Raw genomic sequence first — 24,242 nt, 5'->3', positions numbered from 1 at the left:
TTACATTTGCAGCGACTAGATCTTAACGATCGTCATCAATTCCCATACAAAGTTAAGACAATGGAATACAGACACTACTGATGAACATCAAGTAGAAAAGTGATAAGACACCATAAGAACTACTGCTCTACAGGAAATAACACTTGGAATTCAGTCCCTACTCCTATTTGACTATCTACTTTAATCTGAAGGTCAAGTTTATCAGCGATGCTCTTAACAATCGTAAGACCTAAACCCGTACCTTCAAATTCTGTCGCATTATCAAGGCGCTTAAATGTATCGTAGATAGACTTTAAGTCCTCGTCAGCGATCCCAATACCATTATCGCGAATATAGTATCTCGTAAACTCCGAACCACTCTCAGAGAAAATCTCAACGACTGGGTTGTCCCTTCGGGCAGAGTACTTAATTGCATTCCCAATTAAATTTTGAAACAGTTGATATACTAGCGTTTTATGTCCGTACACCGGAATTAATTCACTAATTGAAACAGTCGTCAGATCAGCATCATAGCGCATCTTACAGAAGGTTGTAATCTGATCTATTGAACCCGTCATATCAACCAATTCCGTTTGATAATTAAAGGATTTGATTTTGGAGAACATATGAATAGCGACCAACAATTCCGATATAATATCTACCGCTTCTTTCATATTATGAAGCATCTTTTCACGCAGCTCTGTAGGCATATCTGGTCGCTGCTTCAACATCTGTACAGAAAGATTAATCGCTGATAAAGGGTTCTTCACATCATGACTTACCGTATAGGCATAAGCATCCAAAGCCTTGTTCAAATGCACAACCTCATCATTCAACGTACTAATTTCCAAAGACATTTGATTCATACTTGTCTTAATCAACTTTCTCAAGCGCGTTAGAAAGTACAAATCGCGGTCACTCCATTGCGCCGAAGTACCAACAATAGTATGATGCCATACATCAAAATGATCATGCCATTCTGGTTCGAATGTTTCATTCGGTTTCTGATGCATCAGCAATCGTGTCGGTGCATCCATATAAGTACGCTTGACGACCTGTTCTTTTCGGAAAAAGTACAGCGTAAATTTACGGTTAGATTCAATATCGACCTTAGCAAGCCCAGCAAATCTACCAAAGTCAATGCCCAGTTCTTCTCCATATTTCCATGTGAATTCATGGTCGGTATAGATATATTGATCTGTTTCTCGCAGAATCAAGGCTCTCAATTGCTTCAGTTTCTCCTTACCCATAGTCAGCCCGTGAAAGAAGATCTGATCATCATAGGCAATTAACATCCCATCGGCATCAACAAACTGACATAGAATTTTGCTAAAAGATCCTAAGACTTCCAGCATGTCTTTTTTCAGCATCAACTTCTCTTTTAGGAGAAGTTCGATATTACGAATGCGTTCTGTAAACTCGCGCTCTAATATCAATTGCTCATCGGCGAAGCGTGTAGATGCCCATTGAATCATATAGACGAAAGCTTCGCGCTTAATTAGATTGATACGCGTAGGCTTTGTATTCTGACAAAAAATAAGTCCCCAAATTTTATCATTGATTAAGATCGAAAAACTTAGGTTACACCCTATCCCCACCTTCTTCAAATGATCGCGATGCACTTTCGACAGCGTACGAATATTGGTATACTGTAAGTCGATAACTTCACCGTCTTTTGAAATTAGCGGAACAGGCTCCTCTTCGATATCATGCGTTAGACGGCATAAGTTCTGAAGGTGCACCTTTCGAGCATGTGTTAGCACATCAAAATCAGACTGGTACAAGCCCAAAATGCTCTCTAAATTGTCATTCTTTCGCGTTTCTGCAATAATCTTTCCATAGCCGCCATCTAGAAACTGATAAACTGTAATCCGATCATAACCCAGCACATTCGACATATAATCGCTTAGATGTTGCCAGATGCCCTTTGTATTCGTTTGTAGGATCTTAGAGAAAGACTCAAATTTTGGGAAATAAACCTGTAGATCAGAAACTTTAATTTCAAACTCAAAATAAACACGGTCGTCAGTTCTGTATATACTCAAATAACAGCTCCTCTCGAGTACCCGAATCTCCAATAAGTGACGATCATTTTCTTTAGCCACAACCTGACGAATCGCCTCTTGGACGTCGACGGTATACCAATCGAAATAATGCTCGATTAAATAAGATATAGGGAAGTCAAAAAGATCACTTGCTTGCTCGCGAAGCCAGTCGGAGCAGTTTTCACTAATGGCAACGATTTTCAAATCCAAATCTGTTACAACAAGATAGCCGAAGCTTTGTATAACATCAGAGACGACAGACGTCTGTTGAACAGCGGAAGAAGAGTTGAGCATACCTTGGTTAGTTAGTGTCTTTTGTCGTACAAAGATAAGATTGTTTCTTCGCATGAAAAAAGAAAAAGCGTCAGATTAATAACAATCTGACGCTTTATTATGTTTTGGAAATGAAAATTATTCCTTATCCGATACTTGGAACAGGCACAACTTCATTCGTATCTTTCTCATAATCAATTTCATCGAAATTAAATCCGAATAATTGGAAAAAGTCATTACGGTATCCAGCGATATCAGAAATTTCTTCTAAGTTTTCTGTCGTTGCTTGTTCCCATAATGCGGCAACCTCTTTTTGAACGTCTTCACGCATTTCTAAATCGTCCACACGAATTCTTCCTTTTTCATCTAATTGTAAGTCAGAACCGTTGTACAAACGTTCAGCAAATAAGCGTTGCATTTGCTCGATAGTACCTTCATGAATACCTTTTGCTTTCATTACTTTGTATAATAATGAGATATAAAGAGGAACCACAGGAATTGCTGAACTTGATTGAGTTACTAATGCTTTATTTACAGAAACATATGAAACACCATTTAAGTCTTTCAACAGTTCGTTTAGCGTTGGAACAGTCGCTTCTAAATTATCTTTCGCACGACCAATTGTACCGTTACGATAGATAGGATAAGTAAGCTCAGGGCCGATATAAGAATAAGCAACAGTTTTTACACCTTCTGCTAATACACCTGCAGCCTTCAAGTCTTCAATCCAGAACTTCCAATCTTCACCGCCCATTACTGCAACGGTATTATCGATATCCTCTTGATTTTCTACCGGTTGTATCGTAATATCCGTTACGACGCCTGTATGGAAGTCAACTGTTTTGTTTGTAAATGCTTGATCAATTGGTTTCAATACTGAAGCGTATTGTACACCTGTTTTAGGGTGTGTACGACGTGGTGAAGCCAATGAATAAACAATAAGATCTACTTGTCCTAAATCTTGTTTAATTAAATCAATTGTTTGCTTTTTAATATCATCAGAGAAGGCATCTCCGTTGATACTCTTTGCGTATAAGCCTGCTGCATGTGCTTCTTTCTCAAAAGCAGCCGTATTATACCAACCAGCAGTTCCTAATTTACCCTCAGTAGCTGGTTTTTCAAAAAACACACCGATGGTTGCAGCATCCGAACCAAAGGCAGCAGAAATACGAGAGGCGATACCAAATCCCGTAGAAGCACCAATTACTAATACCTTTTTCGGGCCGTCAGCAATTTTACCTTTTGATTTTACATACTCGATTTGATCTTTAATATGTTGAGCAGCTCCTTCAGGATGTGCTGTCAAGCAAATAAATCCTCTTGTTCTTGGTTGAATAATCATCTTTTATTAATCTTTCAAAGTTGAATAATTAGTTACAAAAGTAGTTAAATTTTCAAGGAAACATCCCTCTACGTAATTTTTTAAACCATATCTTTAGTTGAATCTCCTCTTTAGTTAAGCGGGAGATTCTATTCAAGTTTACTTATTTTTTTACGAATTCACTGTATAACAATCGGATAACTTCTTTAGATAATAAAATATCATCATCCGCATCCATTGTTGGAACACAGCCATTGGTAATCACAATAAATCCAAATTTCTTCTTTGGCTCAAAAAACATGTTGCTGTATAAACCATAGGCGGAACCCGTATGTCCAATCATATGCTCCCCTGGTATTAGCTTAAAATTCTCCAATAAAGCCAAACCATAGTTCTCTTTACTCGACAATCCCTTTTGCATTCGTTTCGAGCTTTTCTTACTTATGATCTTTGTCGTTCCTGATTGCCCATAATTCATATGCATCATCATATACTTCGCTAAATCATTTGCCGAGATCTTCATCCCCCCGGTTGGCGAGAATACGGGCGTACTAATCCCCATCTTATAATTACGAATCTCTTCTGAACGCGGGTTATATGCTGATGTTTGGGCTTTAAAAACGCCGTCTTGTTTATCGTAGAGTGTTGCAAATCGAGACTGATCCAAGGAGTCAACGCAATAGCCTGCTTCCAAACCTATTGGCGATAAGATTTGCTGTTTAATATATTGATCGAAACGAATATTGGTCAATCGTTCCAATACAGCGCCCACCATATTAAAGTTTAGATTACAATATTGGTAGCCCTTTCCAGGCTCATAGTCATTATAAGACTTCGCCCAATTGGCATTCTTCTCTGGATTAATCACATCTAATTCAAAGTATCCATTGCTATCGTTGATACTCGAGCGATGTGATAATACCATCTCAAGGGTAATCTTGGTATTTGGAAATTTAGGATTGCGCACCTTAAAACCTACGAGATCACTAAAATCATCTGATAGGGATATTTTGCCCTTTTCAACCAATTGCATAATAGCCGTTGAGCTAAAGGATTTGGAAATCGAAGCAATACGGAACAAATTGTCGGTCGTTAAAGGCGCTTTCGTATCCAAATTCTTATAACCTATTGCATTATTATAGACTGGCGCACCATCTTTCACGACGACGATTGCGAGTCCTACAGCTTCATACTTATTGGCTACGGCTTGAAGTTTCTGATCGAAATCAGCAGACTGCGCTATTAGTTGGCTGCTCATGATGAAGCCTATACAAGCGAGTGTGATTTTCTTTGAAAGTTGAGAGATAATATTCATGTATGATGTTATTATAGTATGCTTAAGCAGTATTTTAATCCGAAGGCAACGAGCATACCGAGTCCGAAGCTCAGTAAAGTGCCTATCATAACGTATTCTGTAAATTTGGTGTCGCGTGCGTTCGTTAAGTCACCAAATCGAAAGATAGATTTGGCTGCCAAGAGAAAACCAATCCCTTCATTGAGCCCAAGTAGAACAAAGCCTAAAATCATTAGCCTTTCCATAATACCGATTACGGTTCCCGCATCAAATAAAGTTTCTGCACGCTTTGTATGAAAGGCATCTTCTTTTTGCCATTTGCTAAAAAATACGCGGATAACGATAGGAATAGCAAATATCACTAGAATCAGCGCAATGATGATCAAGCATACTTTATTCCAGTCAACCTGTGCAATAAAATCTGTTAGGGCCGATGGCGTCCAATAGAAATAGATGGCGACGATACTCGCGATGTGCAAGATTTGATCAATCACAAAAAGGCGTATCGGATTGATAGACCATCGGCTTTCTACGCCGATTTTGATGCTATCGATTGCCAAATGTGCAGCAACTAGGAACACGATATTCTGCCAATTGCCTGCAAGGTCTTGAATAAAAAATAAAATGAGCAAGGCAGCATGTACCCCAACATGATAGAAAAGATATTGTATCTGTGTTTTTCTTTTCTCCACCCAAGACTTTGGCTGCAAGACGAAATCGCCAAGCAGATGGGCTATAAACATCTTAAGCAGGCTTGTTAACATAGATTGCTAGTTGTTTGGTACAATATTGAATGACTTGATCGAGTTTGTTATAATTGGCCTTATTGAGTTCTCTACTGACTTGGCTCTGATGTGTCCGTTTCAAAAGTTGGGTAATCTCAGTTTGATTTTTATCCGGATAATCCATCACCATTTGAACAGCTTCGGCCATATTCACCGTCCATTGATCAACTAAGCGCGTGCTCAACGTCAATATCAGATTCATTTGTTCATCCAAGTCCAGCCAAGGCGAAATAAATGCCAAGCTTTCTTTCGATAAGGAATCTAATGCTTTCCCCGAATTGATAAAGGCCTCTCCGCTTGCTTTCTTAATGTTCGAATCGCGATAGCTGATTGCTCCAATACCAATTCCCATACGTACGTCCATGCCTTCCTTTTGTCGAATAACAGACTTTAGATAGAAAACACATGAAAAAAGCTTGTCGAGCGGTAGTTCCGCTTGAAAGCTGTCCCCTCGAAAGACATCAAAATCGGTGGTATATTGTTTTAGGGCTTTTTCCAACTGCGGAAGCCATTCCCCACTCTCGTATTTCCGAGAATGAATAATATCACCCGTGATCACTAAATGATATGCCATAATAGAATCGTTTATCGTCGGTAGTTACGCTTTAGATCATTTATAAATCTAAAGATAAGCAATTACCTTATATGACCAAATTTAATCAAATATTAGATTATGATTAAAATAAGTCATAATTACAAATATGATTAAAATAAGTCATAATTCAAATTATGATCAAAATAAATCAAACAAGAAAGAAATACTTAATTCCATACGAAACAAAGGACTACTGAAAATCGTTTAGCCTGCAAATAAGAATGATAAAAATTAGTAAATTGCTAATACTAAAAAACACGCTATGACCAACTACTCGAAGCTATTAACTGCAAAAAGCAGCTTTAAACTCAAGGAACATCCTACAGATATACGCGATGAAATCAATCCGGATGATGCCAAAGCCGAGCTAAAGAAACTACGTAAGAAAATCGCCGAGATACAAGATAAAATGTATGCGCACGATAAATACAGCGTTTTAATCTGCTTACAGGGGATGGATACCTCCGGCAAAGATTCCTTGATACGCGAAGTTTTTAAAGAATTTAATGTTCGCGGAGTTGTTGTAGAGAGCTTTAAAACCCCAAATTCTCAGGAATTGGAGCATGATTACTTATGGCGTCACGAGATCAAACTTCCCGAGAAAGGCAAATTCGCTGTATTCAACCGCACACATTATGAGAATGTCTTAGTCACCCGAGTACATCCAGAATATCTCTTGAATGAGCGTATTCCACATATCAACAATCCGAAGGATCTACCAAAGGATTTTTGGAAAATGCGCTATGAACAAATCAACAACTTCGAGAAAAGAATCGTTGAAAATGGAACAATCGTCCTAAAATTCTTCTTAAACCTCAGCAAGGATGAGCAGAAAGAACGACTATTAAGTCGTTTAGAAGAGGATGAAAAAAACTGGAAGTTCTCGCCTGGCGATTTGGAAGAGCGAAAACTATGGGATAAATATATGGTCTGCTATGAGGAAGCCATCCAAAACACCAGTAAAAAAGATGCCCCTTGGTATGTTATCCCTTCCGATAGCAAGCCGATCAGCCGATATCTAGTCGCACAGATTATCTATGAAGTACTCTCTAGCTATCCAGATATTCAATATCCAGAGATGGAACCAGAGATTGAAGAGCACAAGAAGAATTATAAAGCGCAATTGGAAGCCGAATAGGCTTCCAATTGTATTAGAATATTAAGTTGGAAATACCGCCATCCAATGGAATGGAAGCTCCAGTCAGAAAAGAAGCATAAGGAGAAGCTAAGAATGCAACGAGGTAACCATATTCTTCTGGTTTGCCTAATCTTTTCAAAGGTATACTCTCTCGTCTACGTTTCTCGATAATAGCGATATCCAAGCCCTCTTGTTCCGCTTGTTTCTCCATCAAACTATATAAACGATCGGTCGCAAAATAACCCGTCAATACCGAATTTACCGTAATTCCATCCTTCCCTACGGCATTTGCTAACGATTTACTCCAGCTCACCAAAGCCGTGCGCATCGTATTCGAAAGTACTAGATTGTCCTGAGGCTCCTTAACCGTCATCGACGACACATTGATGATACGACCATAACCTTGCTTCTTCATATGATTCAAAGCCAAATTACTCGTATAAACTGCCGTTTGAAACAAAAGCTCAAAAGCGCCCTGATAATCCTCTTCTTCTTTCGATAATACAGAACCCGCTGCAGGGCCATTCGTATTATTCACTAAAATATCGATCGCCTGAGACTTGAAAAAGGTATTTAAAGTAGCTTTGTGCTGTTCATAATTCATGAAATCTGAAACAAGGTAACCATGAACCTGCCCTGCTTTCGCATCCAATTCCGACAGTACTTTCTTCAGCTTGTCTTCGTTTCTAGCCATTATAAAAACAGTAGCACCACATTTAGCAAGCTCTTGCGCAATAGCCTTCCCTATTCCCGCCGATGCGCCCCCAACCAAGGCTGTTTTACCTTTTAAATCTATTTGCATTTGACATATTTATTAGACTATAAATATAGAGTTTCAATACGCAAAGAAGCAAATAGCAGGCTTAGATAATTCAAAATTATTCCCTATCATTAATCGGATAACCCTCTTCATCCAAGTCATCCCGATTATCCTCTTCATCACGAGCGAGTTCCTCGTCTTCTTTCGAAATCCGCAAACTCGACTCCCCCGCGATATGCATATGATTATCCGATAAACTATCTTCGCGCAGTTCATCTAAATCGGCATACTCATCGCCAACAAATGGATTTGATGAATCGTAACTTGAGTCATCCGTTTCCGCACCCTCACTAATCGTATCGTAATCCGAAGGATGATCCCAATCCGGATCATTATCATTCACATCCAGTTCAAAGCTCGCGTCGTCGGCATTATAAGCTAAATCCTTAGGCTCAAAATCTCCTTTTTCACCATCTACATTTTTCTTGTTCTTGTGATCTTCCATCGTATTCTATCGTTTAAAATGCTTTTTCTTATAAAACCTTTCAGCGCCCCATATTGTTTGCATAATTTCTTAACAATTAGCGCCTTTAGCCATTGGAAATTAAGATAATATTAATTAAATTTACCTTAACAATTTATAAACTTTAAACCATGCAAACGAAAACAGAATACCTAATTTGGGACAAAATTGTCTCAAGTGCAAAAAGTCGTTTTGACGCTGAGCTCTATGCGAATAAGTTTAAAAATATGCAGCCCGAATTATTCGATAAACTCGTACTCCATATCATTGTCGGTTTCGCTTCAGGTGAAGAACATGAAACCATCTCCACGAATCTCCATAACGAATTAGAACATCTAGGTATTGATGTTCGCGAAGGCATTATCGACACTATTGTTTCAGACAAACACATCCTCTTTAGTCCGGAGATATACGCAGCCTACTTAACCTTCTCGATGTTAGAAGACGGCTCTTCGGAGGCCGAAGTACTGGGCTATGTATGTGACTTATTGGAAAATCCACATATCTATTAGACGCCAAGCGGAAGGCCCTTCCACCATCGGTTAAGAATTTCGTTTTCCGACGTTTTTATGCGGTACCGCCTAAGAAAAACTAGTATTTTTTTCCGTAACTTTGCAGCCATATGGAAACTGTTGTTAGTGGTATTAGAAGTACCGGAAAATTACACTTAGGAAATTACTATGGAGCGTTGAGCAATTTCGTGAAGATGCAGGATGAATATAACTGTTTCTTTTTTATTGCTGATTTACACTCTTTAACGACACACCCTACCCCGCAGGACCTAAATAGCATGGTTCGCAATGTCGTTGTCGAATATTTAGCTGCAGGATTAGATCCTGAAAAATCAACGATCTACGTTCAATCGGACGTTCCTGAGGTCGCTGAACTTTACTTATACATGAATATGAACGCATACCTTGGCGAATTAGAAAGAGCCACTTCTTTCAAAGACAAGGTTCGTGCAAACCCTAATAACGTCAACGCAGGATTATTGACCTACCCTGTTTTAATGGCTTGTGATATTTTAATCCACCATGGTGTTAAAGTCCCTGTAGGTAAAGATCAAGAGCAACACCTAGAAATGACCAGAACTTTTGGTAATCGCTTTAACCGATTGTATGATGTAGACTATTTCAAAGAAGCATTTGCATTTACGTATACGGATAAATTGGTAAAAGTACCAGGCTTATCTGGACAAGGGAAAATGGGTAAATCTAATGGCGATGCCGACTGTATCTACCTATCTGACACGGAGGATGCAATTCGCAAGAAGATTATGCGTGCAGTGACAGATGCCGGTCCTACCGAAATGAACCAAGCAAAACCTGAAGCCGTACAGAATCTATTTGACTTAATGAATGTCGTTTCTACAGCAGATACAGTAGAACATTTTGATTCCTTATACAACAAATGTGAAATACGTTACGGCGACTTCAAAAAACAACTGGCAGAAGACATGGTCTTAGCTACTGCAGACGTACGCTCAAGAATCGATAGCATCTCGAAAGATGATGAGTACATTAAGAAAGTCGTTAAGCTAGGTGCTGAAAAAGCATCGGCAAGCGCGCAAAAAACCATTAAAGAAGTTCGTGAAATCATTGGTCTAAAAAGACTGTTTTAATAGATATTATGCATATAGCAATTGTTGGAAATATTGGTGCCGGTAAAACAACTTTAACAGAAAGACTTGCCAAACACTTAAACTTCGAGCCACAATTCGAAGCCGTAGAAAACAACCCCTATTTAGAAGATTTTTACAGCGATATGAAACGCTGGGCATTCAACCTACAAATCTTCTTTTTGAATAGCAGATTCCGTCATATCGTGGATCTTCAAAATCGTCAAATCAATATGATTCAAGATAGAACGATTTATGAAGACGCTTATATCTTCGCAGAAAACTTATATGATATGGGATTGATGAGTGCTAGAGATTTCGAAAACTATAGCGACATCTTTCAATCTATTATTCATTACATCAAGCCACCAGACTTATTAGTTTATTTAAAAGCTTCTGTCCCTACCCTAGTCAACAACATCCAAAAACGTGGAAGAGATTATGAATCTGGCATTCGCCTTGATTATCTGTCCAAATTGAATGATAAATACGAAAAATGGATAGGAAATTACAAAGAAGGAAAGCTACTTATCTTAGATAAAGACAACTTAGATTTCGCAAATAATCAAGAGGATCTTGGAACAATTATCCAAAAGATTGAAGCCGAACTATTCGGTTTATTTTAATCTAAAAATATATAAGGTATAGCAGTTTGTTGCAAAAAAGCATTGCCTGATTACCTATTAAAAAGCCAGAATATCAATTCTGGCTTTTTTTTGTTTTCAGAACACTACGGTTCCATCCATTCGCTTATCGCGATTCGACTCCCATCGAACGAGGTACGAACTTGCTATATAGCAAGGCTATTAAAAAGTCGATATGAAACATACCGAACGCTAACTTTTACCTTTGGTAAATCATTAATTAATCGACTTTTGAATCAAAAATCTTCAGGCATGTTTCCCTACCTTTTTAATTCCAATATCTAATGTCTATTTTTGAATATGAAAGTAATTGGAGTAATACCTGCACGCTACGATTCTACGCGATTCCCTGGGAAACCTTTGGTCGACATTGGCGGAATGACAATGATTCAACGTGTTTATAACCAAGTCAAACACGCGAGTAGTCTTAGTGAGGTCGTGGTAGCAACCGACGATCAACGTATTTTCGATCATGTAAAAAGCTTTGCTGGCAACGTCGTAATGACGAGTAAAGAACATCAGTCAGGAACAGATCGCTGTGCGGAAGTCGTACAGAATATTACCGGATTTGAAACGGTCATCAATATACAAGGCGACGAACCTTTTATCGATCCACAGCAAATCGATTTATTGGTATCCTGTTTTGAAAACCAAGAGGTTCAGATTGCGACGTTGATACGTAAGATTACGGAATTTAACGATCTTGACAACGTGAATAAGCCAAAAGTGGTCCTAAACACGAAACAGGAAGCAATTTACTTTTCGCGTCAGGCAATCCCTTATTACCGCGGAAAGGATATCAAAGACTGGCTAAATCATGCGGATTACTATAACCACATAGGTATCTACGGCTATCGTACTGGAATTTTAAAGGAATTAACTCAACTGCCGGTATCGAATTTAGAAAAGATAGAGTCCTTAGAACAGCTTCGTTGGATTGATAATGGCTATAGCATTAAAACAGCCATTTCTAATCATGTCAACGATGCGATTGATACACCTGAAGATTTAGAAGCTATCAAGCGTAAGTATTTCAACGGATAAAAATAAAGTGATTTATTGCCTATGATCTGTATAGCGGTTTGTAGGCAATAGATTTAATAAATCCTCATAGTCAGAAAGCTGAATATCCGCTAATTTCTGTATAGCCTGTTCCAAATCATCCATTTGCTGCGCTGTTCGAATCCCTACCACAATTGATTTTACAGCTCTATGCAGTAATGGATACTTCAAGGCTAATGCGAGTTTTGGCACTTGTAAATCATTCGATACATCTTGTAAAGCAATTTGTAGGCGCGCTATCGCCGTAGCTTCAAATCCTAAATACGACTTGGCAGACTTATCTACCAGCAATCCTTGTGCTAAGGCACCACGAACAAAAACCGACACTTGCGATTTATCGAAGAAATCCAAATATTCTTCCGGACGACGATCAAGTAAACTATATTGCATCAGATTACTGGAAATCTGACTCCCTTTTGCATAATTCTGGAAAACATTCGGACGGATAGATGATATGCCATATGCACGAATCTTGCCTTGTGCCTTCAACAGTTCAAAGGCCTCCACAATTTCCGCCATGGGATCTTCATTGGTACCTCCGTGAAGTTGATACAGATCCAAATAATCAGTTTGCAAATTCTTTAAGCTTTGCTCCACGGCTTGGATAATATATTGCTTTGATGGAACCCAATCCCATCCGGATCCATCCTGACGCCATAAATTACCAACTTTGGAAGCCAATAGCCAATTCTTGCGATTTGCCTTGGTTAAATTTCCAATCATCCGCTCATTCTCACCGCGATCGTATAAATCCGCCGTATCGATATAGTTTATTCCTAAGGCTAATGCCTGATCTAAGATCTTAGAAGCTAATTGTGGCTCCTTATAATCTAGTGACATTGCCCCTAAAGATATTTCCGGAATTAATAGATCTGCATGTGCGAGCTTAGATTGATTCATGGGGTTCGTCGCTTAGGATTTTTAACAGCTCCACTTCGAAGATTAAAGTAGAAAATGCAGGAATTGGACCACTTTCTCGTGCTCCATACCCCAAGTCATGTGGAATAACAAATCGAGTCTTCCCACCAACCTTCATCGTTGGGATCCCAATCCTCCAACCATCAATGACACGATCAACGCCAACTGTTAAAGGTTCATTTCGATCATAAGAGCTGTCGAATACTGTACCGTCGGCAAGCATTCCTTTGTAATGAACAACAACCTCATCCTGCAGTTTAGGGTGTAAACCTGTTCCTTCTTGCAGCACTTCGTACTGTAAACCTTCTTTGGTCACAATGACGCCTGCTTTCTTTTTATTTTCATCAAGCACCGCTTGAGACTTTGCTTTGGTTTTACTAATTTTCTCTTCTCCCAAACGTGTTAAACCAGTTTGGATTATATCATTAACTTGAGATTCGGAGAACTTTTGTCCTTTACCATCCAATGCTTGTTTAATGGATTTCATCAATACAGCTTGATTCACCGGAAAGTCTAAGCGTTTTAAGTGCTTTCCAAGATCCTGCCCTAACGCATAGGTTAAGGAGTCGTTTGCGGTTTTTAGCGATTGTGCGGAGGTATTTAGTGCAAAAAAGATGGACAGAAGTCCGAAAATGTATTTCATGTTTAGCTGTGTTTTTTGATGATTTTCTCAACAATATCAGCAGTACAATCCGGATAATCGACGTTGACGCGTGACTTCGCATTCAGCCAAGCCTCGATATCATATTCATATTTCTTTTTCAACGATTTGATTACAGGCACACCGATTTCTTCCAAAGAAGCGGCGTTTAGGTGCTGCTCATATTGGTTTTTCATAGGTATAACCAATAGTTTCTTTCCCAAATATAAGGCTTCGGCTGGAGTTTCAAAGCCTGCACCGCATAAAACACCAGAAGAACTTGCCATACTTGCGACAAAAGCGTCACTATTAATCGGATTTATCGAGACATTCTTTTGATGGAATGGTCGCTTATTATGCTTGGAGAATACTTCCCATTTTACATCCGGGAAGCGCGTGAGTTGCTTAATAAGATGTGCATCGTCATAAGATGGCAAATATACCGTATAATGCCCTTTGTCTATAGACTCTAATTGTCGGACAGACTGGCGAATGACGGGCGTGAATATATGGCTTGCATAGGATTTAAAGTGGAAACCATAGGCACTGGTTGAGGGTGCATAGTTTTTCATGATAAACTTACCCAACATATCCGTTTCTTCCGGTTTAGGACTGGCAGGATCAAACGCGCCTATTTGATGGCTTAAACCAATACAGGGCTTTTCTTTGAAGTAACAGCCCCAAGCAGAGATCGGCTCGAAGTCATTTATGACCAAGTCATAATCCTCAACGGGCACTGAGTTGACCTCTTTGACAAACTTACGAACAGTAGAGCTCATAAATGTTTTCCATAGATCGACACCTCCCGATTTACCGAAGATAAAACTTAAACCATGATATCTATATTTGACTTCAAAAGGTAATTGGATATCCGCCTGGATACCACTTACCAAGACGTCCACTTGTGCGTGAGCTTGTAGGCAGGGAATAATATCAATTGCCCTTGTTAAATGTCCATTTCCTGTACCCTGTACAGCATATAAAATTTTCATCCACAGATTGATTGAACCTCAAAGTAACGAAAAACGATTAATAACTTATCATTAAATTCATTATTCTTTTATTAAACATAGCTATATTACTATAGACATTTTTCCAAGCTATGAAACGATATTTTCGTTTGGTATTCATTTTATTTTTCGGGTTGACTTTACAATCTTGGGGATTCTATACACATCGTATTATTAATCAACACGCTAGCTATAGCCTTCCGCTCGAAATGTCACCTTTTTTCAAACGATATGCTTACGAAATCCAAAAGAAGTCTGTACAGGCCGACCAACGTGTCTATGTAGATCCCGACGAAGGTGCTCGTCACTACATTCACTTGGACAATCACAACAATATCCATGATTCCTTGATCATCCCATGGTACAAATTGGATAAACATAGCCTGCAGCGAGACCTCTTAAAACAAGGAATTATCCCCTGGCAGATTGATTTGACTTACAGAAAGCTTGTAAATGCTTTTTCCCAAAAGAATAGCGCAAAGATTATTCAACATGCATCCGATCTAGGACATTACATGGCGGATGCACATGTTCCATTGCATACCAGCAGCAATTATAATGGTCAACAAACCAATCAACATGGTATTCACGCCTTGTGGGAGACCCGCCTACCCGAGATGTTCATTCCAAGCTATAATTTAATCGTCGGTAAACCCGAGTATACGTCCGACGTGCTCCATTTTGCTTGGGAAACTGTAAGAGCAAGTCATGCTTTATTAGACTCCGTTTTTTATTTGGAATGGCAAACAAGTCAACAAATAGCGGCATATCGGAAGAGAAGCTATATCGTAAAGAACTATTTACTTCAATTAGACTACAGCGATGAGTTTTGCAGACATTATCATCAGGCGATGCAGGGCATGCTTGAGCGGCGAATAAAAGCCTCTATTCGGGCAACGGCGTCCTTGTGGTATTCTGCATGGATTGATGCCGGCCAACCGATGATGAATGAGCTTACAGCGGGTGCAAACAAAATAAATAAAGATTGGCGCTTTTCTTTATTTATTCAGAAAGGTCACGAAGATTGGTATTAAACGCTGGTCGTTTGGAGTTTTTATCTACCTTTGAGAAATTTTCTTTCCATGTTTTCAAGAAAACTTTTTTTATTGCTTAGCATCAGTCCAAGCTTCTTATTCGCCCAACAAAGTGATACGACTCTATTGAAGGAAGTCGTAATCCAAGAGAATAGACTTTCTATTCCCTTTGATAAGCGCAATAGAAATATTCAAATCCTAACGCAAGAGGATATTCAACAGCTTCCTAGTACGAGCATCAATGAGGTGCTACGTTATGCCGCAGGTGTTGATATTCGGCAGCGTGGACCTTTTGGTACGCAAGCCGACATCGGAATTGACGGGGGTAGTTTTGACCAGACATTAATCTTAATCAATGGGGTCAAACTTTCGGATCCGCAGACTGGACACCACATGCTCAATCTGCCTGTTCCCTTATCGGAAATACAACGAATAGAAGTATTGCGCGGTCCTGTTTCTAGAATTTACGGTATCAATGGACTAACTGGTGCGGTGAATATCGTGACGAAGCAGGCAACGGCTAATTCAGTTTTTGTTCAACTCCAATCGGGTTCATCCTTTAAGAAAGTCGAAGCCGAAGTTGGAAAAGATGGCATCTATTACGGCAATGCGGTACAAGTGGGCGGGTCATTCGTTCGCAAAAACCATCAACATCAGTTGTTCTTTGGAAAAGAGCATAGCAATGGGCAGCGCTATAATAGTGGCGCCGACAATGAGAAATTGTATTATCAAAACCAAATCACGCTAGCACCTTCCCATAAAATCCAAATGATGGCGGGTTACATCAACAATGAGTTTGGTGCCAATGGTTACTATGCTGCACCTGGTGATAAAGAATCGGAAGAGCTCGTAGAAACAGTTATTTCGAGTATTTCATCGCATCACCAGCTAAATAAATGGTATTTAAGTCCTAGAATTAGTCATCGCTACAATGAGGATGATTATCGATACTTCCGAAACGATCTTAGTAAGGGTCGTAGTAAACATTATACACAGAGCCTTACCGGCGAATTGCATGCCCGCTACCAAACGACATTAGGCGATTTGGGTATTGGTGCTGAAGCTCGATTTGAAGATATTAGCAGCTCCAATATCGGAAAACATAATAGAGAGAATTATGGCTTCTTCACAGAGTTTAGAACGACTAAATTCAACCGTTTTGACATTAATGTCGGTGCCTACGTAAATTACAATACCGACTATAATTGGGAGATTTTTCCCGGTATCGACATTGGCTACCAAGCGACAGAGCATCTACGCCTATCAGTTAATAGCGGTACGAGCCAACGCATCCCAACATTTACTGATTTGTACCTTAATCAGCGCCCTGGTAACATCGGTAATCCAGACCTGAAAAGTGAGTCAGCTTGGCAAAATGAATTTGGCTTGCAGTATTACCGAAATAAGTTTAGCTTCCAAGCCGGATACTTCTACCGAGATATCCGCCGCTTTATTGATTGGCTACGCGAAAGTACGGATGTGCCCTATCAAGCGCAAAACTTAGGCAATAATAAAACACATGGGATCTACGCGAATGTCGGCTATAAAACGGTATTCGCCGAGCAACATTCACTAATGTTTAACTTCGCCTACACCTATCTAGATCCCTCTATAATTAACGATTATAGCAACAGTATTATTAAATACGGAATTGAAAGCTTAAAGCATCAACTGCAGGCTAGCCTTAGTTACAGCATTCAAAATTGGTCGATTACTACCGCCAATCGTTGGCTGGAACGTAGTTCTTCGAATGCCTACTTCATTTCTGATTTGCGATTAGCCTATCAGAAGAAACGCATTTCCGTATTTGCTGACGTACAGAATATATTCGATGAAAAGTATGTTGAAGTGGGTGCAGTTCCTATGCCTAGTCGATGGGCGAATTTAGGTCTTCGATATCAATGGACTCAGCATTAAATCCAAATAAAACGTTCATGATACATCGGGTATCACCAACAGCCATGAAAGTCACGGGCTCATAGTCCCAATAGGCATTTAGCCAAAACGGTATCTTAGTACCAATAAATATAAGACCTATGGCTGTCAGCGGATTACCCTTTATTCTTGACCGTGGTTGTGGACTGGATGTCCACAAAGACACAGTAGTTGCTACCATTAAAGGTAGTGATTTTGATACAGAGACAAAAACCTTCTTAACTTTTACGGATGACTTGTACAATTTAGTGGAATGGCTCCAGGCCCATTCCATTACACAGGTTGCCATGGAGAGCACTGGGGTTTACTGGCGACCGGTTTACGCGGTTCTGGAAGACTATTTTCACATCCTACTGGTCAATGCCCGGCATATCAAAAATGTTCCGGGACAGAAGACCGACAAGAAGGATAGCGAATGGATCACTAAACTGCTTCTTTCCGGTTTACTGAAGGGGAGCTTCATCCCACCACAACATATCCGGGAGCTCAGGGAACTTTTCCGACATAGACGTAAGCTTATCGCTATGCGGACCGCAGAAAAGAACCGGTTACAGAACATCCTTGAATCCGCCAACATCAAACTGAGGAGCGTAGTCAGCGACGTATTTGGGGTAAGCGCCATGGAAATGGTCCGGGCGATGGCCAAAGGTCAACTCGATCCTTTGCTATTGGCAAGCATGGCCAAGGGTTCGCTGGTCAAGAAACACGCAGAGCTACTTAAGGCACTTACTGGCAAGATCACGGATCATCACCGCTTCATGTTGAACCTAATACTGCAATCCATCGATCATATCAATCTACAAATAGCACAATCAGAGGCTCAGATGGAACAGTACGCAAGGATCATGCACAAGGAGCTGGAACTACTGGAATCTATCCCTGGAGTATCTTCCAGGGTGGCACTGGGAATCGTTTCAGAAATCGGTACGGACATGGCTCAATTTGCAACACATCAGAACCTTTCTTCATGGGCTGGGGTTTGCCCAGGCAACAATGAGAGTGCAGGAAAGAAGTACTCCTCGAAAATAACACGTGGAAACAAGTATCTCAAGACGACGCTCGTGGAGGCAGCATGGGTGGCCTCTAGATCCAAGGCAAATCCATTACTTGCGGTCAAGCATCATCAAATCGCTGCACGAAGAGGTCAGAAGAAGGCTACAATAGCCATCGCACATAAGATCTTGATTGCAGCATACCATGTCCTGAGGGACAATGAAGCCTATCAATTGCATCCACAGGATAAGAAAATACTTGAAAATAGACGACTTAAAAGAATTGACAGATTACAGAAACAATTGAGTACCCTTAAAAACACGTCTTACAAATAAAAGATCGACCTTTTTTTGGTGGTTAGACTCCCCGGAAATAAAACTGATATCAGACGTTAAGAACCAACAGTTGATGCCTTTAGAGCTCGTAGAAAAAATTATACTCTTGTTTTTATTAATCAAGTCATTTCATCATAAATAATAATACACAAGAAACAGAAACAAAATTATCCGGACAAAAAGAATAGACCCTTGAATAATCACTGGTCTAACATTTTATTGGATTACTAAAAAAAACAATAATAACTTTCAGAAAAAAAAAGGTATCCAAATTGGATACCTTTTTTATGGTTTATACAATTACAACTATGATAATTGTTTGTCTAATTTCTCTGCTAAAACTGATTTAGGCACTGCACCAATTTGTTTATCAACAATTTCTCCGTTTTTGAAGAATAATAATGCGGGGATATTGCGGATACCGTAACGTACAGAGATATCTGGGTTATTGTCCACATTTACCTTACCTACTACTGCTTTACCTTCATATTCAGTAGCAATTTCGTCCACTAATGGACCAACCATACGACATGGACCACACCACTCTGCCCAAAAATCGATAAGCACTGGTTTATCTGATTTTAAAACAACCTCTTCGAAGTTGCTGTCTGTAATTTCTAATGCCATATTTAATAAATTTATGATTTATAGTTCTAAATATAAACAAAGATAATGATTACCCTCGTATTGCTATTTATCCTGTACTAACATTTTTTCTATCGCCTATCAATTTAATCTATAGTTTACGCCTTCCATCGCTTCTAAACCGTCTAAAAACTCATTAGTGATAAATATCTTGCGTTTTTTCACAGGCATTTCTATCGCTAGCTTATCTTGTTCATCCATGATTTTGAATTTCAATTGACAATTTGCTTCTTGCCCTTCAACTACCGTTGATGCTAGCAATTGGTTTAACGAAGTCATAAACTCAGAATCCAGTAAATGCAATGGAAACTGAATGGTAAAGCTCTTCGCCATCTTCTCTCTTAGATCAGAAAGCAACTGAATATGTTTCAATTCAAATCCCCAGTTTCCAACTTGCTTAAATCGCTCTTGAACAAGTCCGCGAATCTGAACAAAGTAACCCTCTTGTAAGTAACCTTTGAACTTTACATAATCTTCTCCAAAGACCATAATCTCATACGAATCAGAGTAGTCCTCGATGATAAAAGATCCGAAAGGCTTCCCTGATTTAGCGACGCGATGATTTGCTAATGCAATGATCCCGCCGATAACCACCTCTTTATTTTTTATTCGATTAAAGTCCAACAAGACCTCCTGATCTACTTCAGATGCCTTAGCCTTATTGATTAACTGTAAATCAGTTACATTATTCGGACAGAAGTGTTTAATCTCGAATTTATAATTATCCAAAGGATGACTTGTCAAATATATTCCGATGACATCCTTTTCATATTTTAGCTTTTCGATAAGCCCCCATTGAGGACAAGGAGGCATGCTCGGTTCAGGTAACTCAACAGCACCACCCGCACCGAATAAACTCACTTGCGCTGAGTTCTCATTCTCTCTGAATTTATGCGCAAATTTTAAAGCCTTCTCAATACCACTAGGATTATCAGAATCTGAGTAAAAGTATTGTGCCCGATGTGTATCGGTGAAGGAGTCAAATCCGCCGCCGTAAGCTAGACTTTCAAATGCTTTCTTATTGATCATCCGCAAGTCTACACGCTTCGCTAAGTCAAATAACGATTTATAGTGCCCTCCTTCTCGACTCTGCACAATTGTTTCTACAGCGCCTGCCCCGACTCCTTTCACAGCCCCCATACCAAAGCGGATTGCTCCTTCTTCGTTTACAGTAAACTTATAATGTGATTCATTAACATCTGGTCCTAAAACCGTTAAGCCCATTCGCCTACACTCTTCCATAAAGAAGGTAACCTGCTTAATATCGTTCATATTGTTCGATAAAACCGCAGCCATGTACTCAGCAGGGTAATGCGCTTTCAGGTAAGCCGTTTGATAAGCTACCCAAGCATAACATGTCGAGTGAGATTTATTGAAGGCATAGGATGCAAAAGCTTCCCAGTCGGTCCAGATTTTCTCTAAGACTTTAGGGTTATGTCCCTTCTCTGCAGCTTGGTCAACAAACTTAGGCTTCATCTTATCGAGAACGGCCTTTTGTTTCTTACCCATCGCTTTACGCAGAACGTCGGCATCACCTTTAGAGAATCCGGCTAACTTTTGTGATAAAAGCATTACCTGCTCTTGGTAAACGGTAATACCGTATGTTTCGGCTAAGTATTCTTCACAAGCATCAATATCGTAAGTGATGGGTTCGATGCCGTGTTTACGTTTGACGAAGGAAGGAATATACTCCATTGGTCCTGGTCGATATAAGGCGTTCATCGCAATTAAATCGGCAAAAACCGTTGGCTTTAACTCCTTCATGTATTTCTGCATTCCCGGCGACTCATATTGGAAGATCCCAATCGTCTCTCCTCGTTGGAAAAGCTCATAGGTCAATGTATCTTCAATATCAAAGGCTTCGGGATCTAAGTCTACGCCATGTCGTAATTTAACGTTCTGTACGGTATCCTTGATAAGCGTTAAAGTCTTTAACCCTAAGAAGTCCATTTTCAGCAATCCGGCGCTCTCAACGACCGAGTTATCATACTGTGTTACATACAGATCCGAATCTTTAGCTAAAGAAACAGGTACGAAGTTCGTGATATCATCTGGGGTAATAATAACCCCACAAGCATGAATACCTGTGTTACGCATAGAGCCTTCTAGTACTCGGGCTTGCTTAATAGTTTCGGCTTCGAGCCCCGCTCCATCAGCTAGTCCTTTTAATCGATTGACCGCTTCCAATTCTTCAGAACGCAAAACTTCTTTCAAAGCTTTATCTTCCATATTAAAGATCTTGCTAAGCTTTAAATTGGGGATCAATTTAGCGATTTCGTTTGCATCTGCTAAAGGCAAGTCTAACACGCGCGCGGTATCCTTGATGGACGACTTTGCCGCCATCGTACCATAGGTGATAATTTGGGCTACTTGGGAAGCGCCATATTTATCAATTACGTATTGCATAACACGACCACGACCTTCATCATCAAAGTCAATATCGATATCGGGCATGGATACACGGTCAGGATTTAAGAAACGCTCGAAAAGTAAATCGTACTTAATGGGGTCGATATTAGTAATCCCCAAACAATAGGCTACTGCTGATCCGGCAGCAGAACCACGGCCCGGGCCTACCGATACGCCCATCTCTCTTGCTGCGGCAATAAAATCTTGTACAATTAAGAAATACCCAGGATAGCCTGTTTTCTCAATCGTAGCGAGCTCAAAATCTAAGCGTTCCCGAATATCATCAGTAAGATCTTCGTAGCGCTTAGCGGCTCCTTTATAGGTTAAATCTTTTAGATAAGCATTCTCACCACGTTTACCTCCATCTGCATCATCTTCTGCATGTTGAAATTCCTCTGGGATCTCAAACTTCGGAAGTAATACTTCGCGAGCTAATACATAAGTTTCGATCTTATCCAGTATTTCATCAATATTGATAATAGCGTCTGGAAGATCCCCAAATACCTTCTTCATCTCTTCAGATGATTTGAAATAGTATTCTTGGTTAGGCAATCCGAAACGAAAGCCTCGACCGCGACCTTTCGGTGTCGATAGCTTTTCCCCATCTTTCACACACAAAAGAATATCATGCGCATGCGCGTCGGCCTTGTTTACGTAATACGTATTATTTGTCGCGATCAGTTTCACCTCATGCTTGCGTGCTAAGCCTATTATAGCTTCGTTAACGCGATTTTCATCTTCTTGACCATGTCGCATCACTTCAATGTAGAAATCCTCGCCAAAGCGCTCTTTCCACCATAACAAAGCTTCTTCTGCTTGCAGCTCTCCAATATTAAGCAACTTACTAGGTACTTCTCCTTGTAAATTCCCAGAAAGAACTATCAGATCTTCCTTATAGCGTTCTACAGTCTCTCTATCAATTCGCGGCACATAATAGAAGCCCTCGGTATAGGCCGCAGAGGCCATCTTCGCTAAATTATGATAACCATTTTTATTTTTTGCTAGAAATACAACTTGATAGCCATTGTCTTTCCTAGATTTATCTTTTCGATTTTCGCAGATAAAGAATTCACAACCAACGATAGGTTTTATCGCTTGTCCGTCAAAAGCCTCCCCTTTTTCCTCAGCTTCCTTCTGTTTCCCTTCGAGATCTTTGTTATAGCCTAAGACCTTATTCACAAAGTGGAAGGCCCCCATCATATTTCCATGATCGGTCATTGCAACGGCAGGCATCTTTTGCTTCGCCGCGGCCTGAACGAGACTATCGATTGAAATAGTTGATTGTAATACGGAAAATTGAGTATGATTATGGAGGTGTGCAAAATTAGCATTTGCCAAGGCTTCCAGCGTCGCGGAATCAATTTCTACTGGAGTTATTGCGGGCTCTGTCTTCGCGCGAATCGCATCCGAAGCAGCTTTTAGATTGACGTGCTTTAATCCAACGGAGGCAACCGTTGTCGGGTGTTGATGTTTAAAATCGACAAAGTAGCCAGTATCAACTTGTAACTCTTCTGCTTTGAAAACGTTTCTACGAACCAATTCGAAGAAACAACGTGTTGTCGCTTCAACGTCGGCAGTCGCATTGTGCGCCTCAGCAAAAGGAACACCAAATAAATAACTATGTAATTCGGTTAAGTTCGGAAGCTTGAAACGTCCTCCACGTCCCCCAGGTAGTTTTAATAATTCAGCGGTAACTTCCGTACAGGTGTCTAAGATTGGCATGGACGCCATTGGACTGTCTACCGAATATCGGTGGAATTCACAGCCCATCACGTTGATGTCAAAACCAATGTTCTGCCCTACAACAAACTTCGCTTTCGCTAAAGCCTCATTAAATTTGACCAATACATCGGTTAGGGGAATCCCTTGTTCTTCTGCTAGTGCGGTTGAGATACCGTGTATTTTTTCCGAATCGTATGGAATATTAAAGCCATCAGGTTTAATCAAATAATCCTGATGTTCAATCATCCTTCCCATCTCATCATGGAGCTGCCAAGCAATCTGAATACACCGCGGCCAGTTGTCTGTATCCGTTATTGGCGCATCCCATCTTTTTGGCAATCCCGTCGTTTCTGTATCGAAAATAATATACATAGTGTGTTCCCCTCTGAACTAACAAAATTACTCATTAAAATCAACAATTTTCTACATCATCCGATAAGATGAACGTCATTATTTTTAACGTAATAATAACGAAGTAATTATATACTTCCTTTGTCTTTTCGCGCAAAATTGCTAGCGATTCACCTTTGTTCAGCGAAAAAACGGTTGTGATCGTATCCTTAA

The 24,242-nt window shown here is 39.9% G+C and carries 20 protein-coding genes; 8 read left to right on the top strand and 12 right to left on the bottom strand.

Features of this window, described 5'->3' with window-relative positions; genetic code table 11:
* Positions 1–119 precede the first annotated feature (119 nt).
* From GFH32_RS07760 to GFH32_RS07740, 5 genes are all read right to left on the bottom strand, one after another.
* On the bottom strand, positions 120–2,372 hold the full coding sequence (locus GFH32_RS07760) for a sensor histidine kinase (protein ID WP_153510849.1): 2,253 nt from the start codon (positions 2,370–2,372) through the stop codon (positions 120–122).
* A 70-nt stretch (positions 2,373–2,442) separates the two neighbouring features.
* Entirely contained in the window at positions 2,443–3,639 is a 1,197-nt protein-coding gene (gene fabV, locus GFH32_RS07755) for an enoyl-ACP reductase FabV (protein ID WP_153510847.1), read from the bottom strand.
* Positions 3,640–3,781: 142 nt separating this feature from the next.
* Positions 3,782–4,933 carry a serine hydrolase domain-containing protein gene (locus tag GFH32_RS07750; protein WP_228384239.1) on the bottom strand — a complete coding sequence of 384 codons (1,152 nt, stop codon included), beginning with the start codon at positions 4,931–4,933 and terminating at the stop codon, positions 3,782–3,784.
* Positions 4,934–4,944: 11 nt separating this feature from the next.
* Positions 4,945–5,655, bottom strand: coding sequence for a DUF3307 domain-containing protein (locus GFH32_RS07745; protein ID WP_228384238.1), 711 nt, complete (start codon positions 5,653–5,655; stop codon positions 4,945–4,947).
* A gap of 1 nt (position 5,656) precedes the next feature.
* Positions 5,657–6,271, bottom strand: a complete 615-nt coding sequence (locus GFH32_RS07740; protein WP_153510843.1) for a hypothetical protein — start codon at positions 6,269–6,271, stop codon at positions 5,657–5,659.
* Positions 6,272–6,554: 283 nt separating this feature from the next.
* Here GFH32_RS07740 and GFH32_RS07735 point away from each other — a divergent pair, with 283 nt between their 5' ends.
* The gene (locus GFH32_RS07735; protein ID WP_153510841.1) at positions 6,555–7,430 is read left to right on the top strand and encodes a PPK2 family polyphosphate kinase; all 876 of its coding nucleotides are present in this window, start codon (positions 6,555–6,557) and stop codon (positions 7,428–7,430) included.
* A gap of 13 nt (positions 7,431–7,443) precedes the next feature.
* Here the strand turns inward: GFH32_RS07735 and GFH32_RS07730 are convergent, their stop codons facing one another.
* The gene (locus tag GFH32_RS07730; RefSeq protein WP_153510839.1) at positions 7,444–8,232 is read right to left on the bottom strand and encodes an SDR family oxidoreductase; all 789 of its coding nucleotides are present in this window, start codon (positions 8,230–8,232) and stop codon (positions 7,444–7,446) included.
* Positions 8,233–8,308: 76 nt separating this feature from the next.
* Positions 8,309–8,695, bottom strand: a complete 387-nt coding sequence (locus GFH32_RS07725) for a hypothetical protein (RefSeq protein ID WP_153510837.1) — start codon at positions 8,693–8,695, stop codon at positions 8,309–8,311.
* A gap of 149 nt (positions 8,696–8,844) precedes the next feature.
* Here GFH32_RS07725 and GFH32_RS07720 point away from each other — a divergent pair, with 149 nt between their 5' ends.
* The 4 genes from GFH32_RS07720 to kdsB all read left to right on the top strand — a co-directional run bounded on the left by GFH32_RS07720 (position 8,845) and on the right by kdsB (position 12,019).
* Positions 8,845–9,225, top strand: a complete 381-nt coding sequence (locus GFH32_RS07720; protein ID WP_153510835.1) for a hypothetical protein — start codon at positions 8,845–8,847, stop codon at positions 9,223–9,225.
* Between the two features lie 110 nt (positions 9,226–9,335).
* Entirely contained in the window at positions 9,336–10,334 is a 999-nt protein-coding gene (trpS, locus tag GFH32_RS07715; RefSeq protein WP_153510834.1) for a tryptophan--tRNA ligase, read from the top strand.
* Positions 10,335–10,342: 8 nt separating this feature from the next.
* Positions 10,343–10,957: a deoxynucleoside kinase gene (locus GFH32_RS07710; protein ID WP_153510832.1), complete on the top strand. Its 615-nt coding sequence runs from the start codon at positions 10,343–10,345 to the stop codon at positions 10,955–10,957.
* A 318-nt stretch (positions 10,958–11,275) separates the two neighbouring features.
* A complete protein-coding gene (gene kdsB, locus GFH32_RS07705) occupies positions 11,276–12,019 on the top strand; it encodes a 3-deoxy-manno-octulosonate cytidylyltransferase (protein ID WP_153510830.1) in 744 nt (247 codons plus the stop codon).
* A gap of 12 nt (positions 12,020–12,031) precedes the next feature.
* On the opposite strand, the gene GFH32_RS07700 is transcribed toward kdsB, so the two are convergent.
* Genes GFH32_RS07700 through GFH32_RS07690 form a run of 3 tightly spaced genes read right to left on the bottom strand, consistent with a single transcriptional unit; the run spans position 12,032 to position 14,587 of the window.
* Positions 12,032–12,937 carry an aldo/keto reductase gene (locus GFH32_RS07700; protein WP_153510829.1) on the bottom strand — a complete coding sequence of 302 codons (906 nt, stop codon included), beginning with the start codon at positions 12,935–12,937 and terminating at the stop codon, positions 12,032–12,034.
* A complete protein-coding gene (locus tag GFH32_RS07695; protein ID WP_153510827.1) occupies positions 12,924–13,598 on the bottom strand; it encodes an FKBP-type peptidyl-prolyl cis-trans isomerase in 675 nt (224 codons plus the stop codon). The genes GFH32_RS07700 and GFH32_RS07695 overlap by 14 nt, the downstream gene beginning before the upstream one ends.
* Positions 13,599–13,600: 2 nt before the next feature.
* Positions 13,601–14,587, bottom strand: coding sequence for a glycosyltransferase family protein (locus GFH32_RS07690; protein ID WP_153510825.1), 987 nt, complete (start codon positions 14,585–14,587; stop codon positions 13,601–13,603).
* 110 nt (positions 14,588–14,697) lie between these two features.
* Here GFH32_RS07690 and GFH32_RS07685 point away from each other — a divergent pair, with 110 nt between their 5' ends.
* From GFH32_RS07685 to GFH32_RS07675, 3 genes are all read left to right on the top strand, one after another.
* On the top strand, positions 14,698–15,639 hold the full coding sequence (locus tag GFH32_RS07685) for a zinc dependent phospholipase C family protein (RefSeq protein ID WP_153510823.1): 942 nt from the start codon (positions 14,698–14,700) through the stop codon (positions 15,637–15,639).
* A gap of 48 nt (positions 15,640–15,687) precedes the next feature.
* The gene (locus tag GFH32_RS07680) at positions 15,688–17,556 is read left to right on the top strand and encodes a TonB-dependent receptor plug domain-containing protein (RefSeq protein WP_153510821.1); all 1,869 of its coding nucleotides are present in this window, start codon (positions 15,688–15,690) and stop codon (positions 17,554–17,556) included.
* A gap of 119 nt (positions 17,557–17,675) precedes the next feature.
* A complete protein-coding gene (locus GFH32_RS07675; protein ID WP_153509794.1) occupies positions 17,676–18,902 on the top strand; it encodes an IS110 family RNA-guided transposase in 1,227 nt (408 codons plus the stop codon).
* 306 nt (positions 18,903–19,208) lie between these two features.
* Here GFH32_RS07675 and trxA read toward each other — a convergent pair whose 3' ends face one another.
* Positions 19,209–19,529, bottom strand: a complete 321-nt coding sequence (gene trxA / locus GFH32_RS07670) for a thioredoxin (RefSeq protein WP_153510819.1) — start codon at positions 19,527–19,529, stop codon at positions 19,209–19,211.
* Between the two features lie 99 nt (positions 19,530–19,628).
* Positions 19,629–24,050 carry a DNA polymerase III subunit alpha gene (gene dnaE / locus GFH32_RS07665; RefSeq protein ID WP_153510816.1) on the bottom strand — a complete coding sequence of 1,474 codons (4,422 nt, stop codon included), beginning with the start codon at positions 24,048–24,050 and terminating at the stop codon, positions 19,629–19,631.
* Between the last annotated feature and the right edge of the window lie 192 nt (positions 24,051–24,242).

Origin of the sequence: Sphingobacteruim zhuxiongii, from assembly GCF_009557615.1 — a bacterium.
Lineage (GTDB): Bacteria > Bacteroidota > Bacteroidia > Sphingobacteriales > Sphingobacteriaceae > Sphingobacterium > Sphingobacterium zhuxiongii.
The sequence above is the reverse complement of the archived record's forward strand: the minus strand, read 5'-3'. Positions and strand labels throughout refer to the sequence as shown.

Excerpts from the sequence above, each read along its gene's own strand:
- GFH32_RS07700 (WP_153510829.1), bottom strand. The coding sequence starts at position 12,937 with ATGAATCAATCTAAGCTCGCACATGCAGATCTATTAATTCCGGAAATA.
- GFH32_RS07740 (WP_153510843.1), bottom strand. The coding sequence starts at position 6,271 with ATGGCATATCATTTAGTGATCACGGGTGATATTATTCATTCTCGGAAA.
- kdsB (WP_153510830.1), top strand. The coding sequence starts at position 11,276 with ATGAAAGTAATTGGAGTAATACCTGCACGCTACGATTCTACGCGATTC.
- GFH32_RS07690 (WP_153510825.1), bottom strand. The coding sequence starts at position 14,587 with ATGAAAATTTTATATGCTGTACAGGGTACAGGAAATGGACATTTAACA.
- dnaE (WP_153510816.1), bottom strand. The coding sequence starts at position 24,050 with ATGTATATTATTTTCGATACAGAAACGACGGGATTGCCAAAAAGATGG.
- fabV (WP_153510847.1), bottom strand. The coding sequence starts at position 3,639 with ATGATTATTCAACCAAGAACAAGAGGATTTATTTGCTTGACAGCACAT.
- GFH32_RS07745 (WP_228384238.1), bottom strand. The coding sequence starts at position 5,655 with ATGTTTATAGCCCATCTGCTTGGCGATTTCGTCTTGCAGCCAAAGTCT.
- GFH32_RS07720 (WP_153510835.1), top strand. The coding sequence starts at position 8,845 with ATGCAAACGAAAACAGAATACCTAATTTGGGACAAAATTGTCTCAAGT.
- GFH32_RS07730 (WP_153510839.1), bottom strand. The coding sequence starts at position 8,232 with ATGCAAATAGATTTAAAAGGTAAAACAGCCTTGGTTGGGGGCGCATCG.
- GFH32_RS07685 (WP_153510823.1), top strand. The coding sequence starts at position 14,698 with ATGAAACGATATTTTCGTTTGGTATTCATTTTATTTTTCGGGTTGACT.
- GFH32_RS07675 (WP_153509794.1), top strand. The coding sequence starts at position 17,676 with ATGGCTGTCAGCGGATTACCCTTTATTCTTGACCGTGGTTGTGGACTG.
- GFH32_RS07710 (WP_153510832.1), top strand. The coding sequence starts at position 10,343 with ATGCATATAGCAATTGTTGGAAATATTGGTGCCGGTAAAACAACTTTA.
- GFH32_RS07725 (WP_153510837.1), bottom strand. The coding sequence starts at position 8,695 with ATGGAAGATCACAAGAACAAGAAAAATGTAGATGGTGAAAAAGGAGAT.
- GFH32_RS07680 (WP_153510821.1), top strand. The coding sequence starts at position 15,688 with ATGTTTTCAAGAAAACTTTTTTTATTGCTTAGCATCAGTCCAAGCTTC.
- GFH32_RS07695 (WP_153510827.1), bottom strand. The coding sequence starts at position 13,598 with ATGAAATACATTTTCGGACTTCTGTCCATCTTTTTTGCACTAAATACC.
- trpS (WP_153510834.1), top strand. The coding sequence starts at position 9,336 with ATGGAAACTGTTGTTAGTGGTATTAGAAGTACCGGAAAATTACACTTA.
- GFH32_RS07750 (WP_228384239.1), bottom strand. The coding sequence starts at position 4,933 with ATGAATATTATCTCTCAACTTTCAAAGAAAATCACACTCGCTTGTATA.
- GFH32_RS07735 (WP_153510841.1), top strand. The coding sequence starts at position 6,555 with ATGACCAACTACTCGAAGCTATTAACTGCAAAAAGCAGCTTTAAACTC.
- GFH32_RS07760 (WP_153510849.1), bottom strand. The coding sequence starts at position 2,372 with ATGCGAAGAAACAATCTTATCTTTGTACGACAAAAGACACTAACTAAC.
- trxA (WP_153510819.1), bottom strand. The coding sequence starts at position 19,529 with ATGGCATTAGAAATTACAGACAGCAACTTCGAAGAGGTTGTTTTAAAA.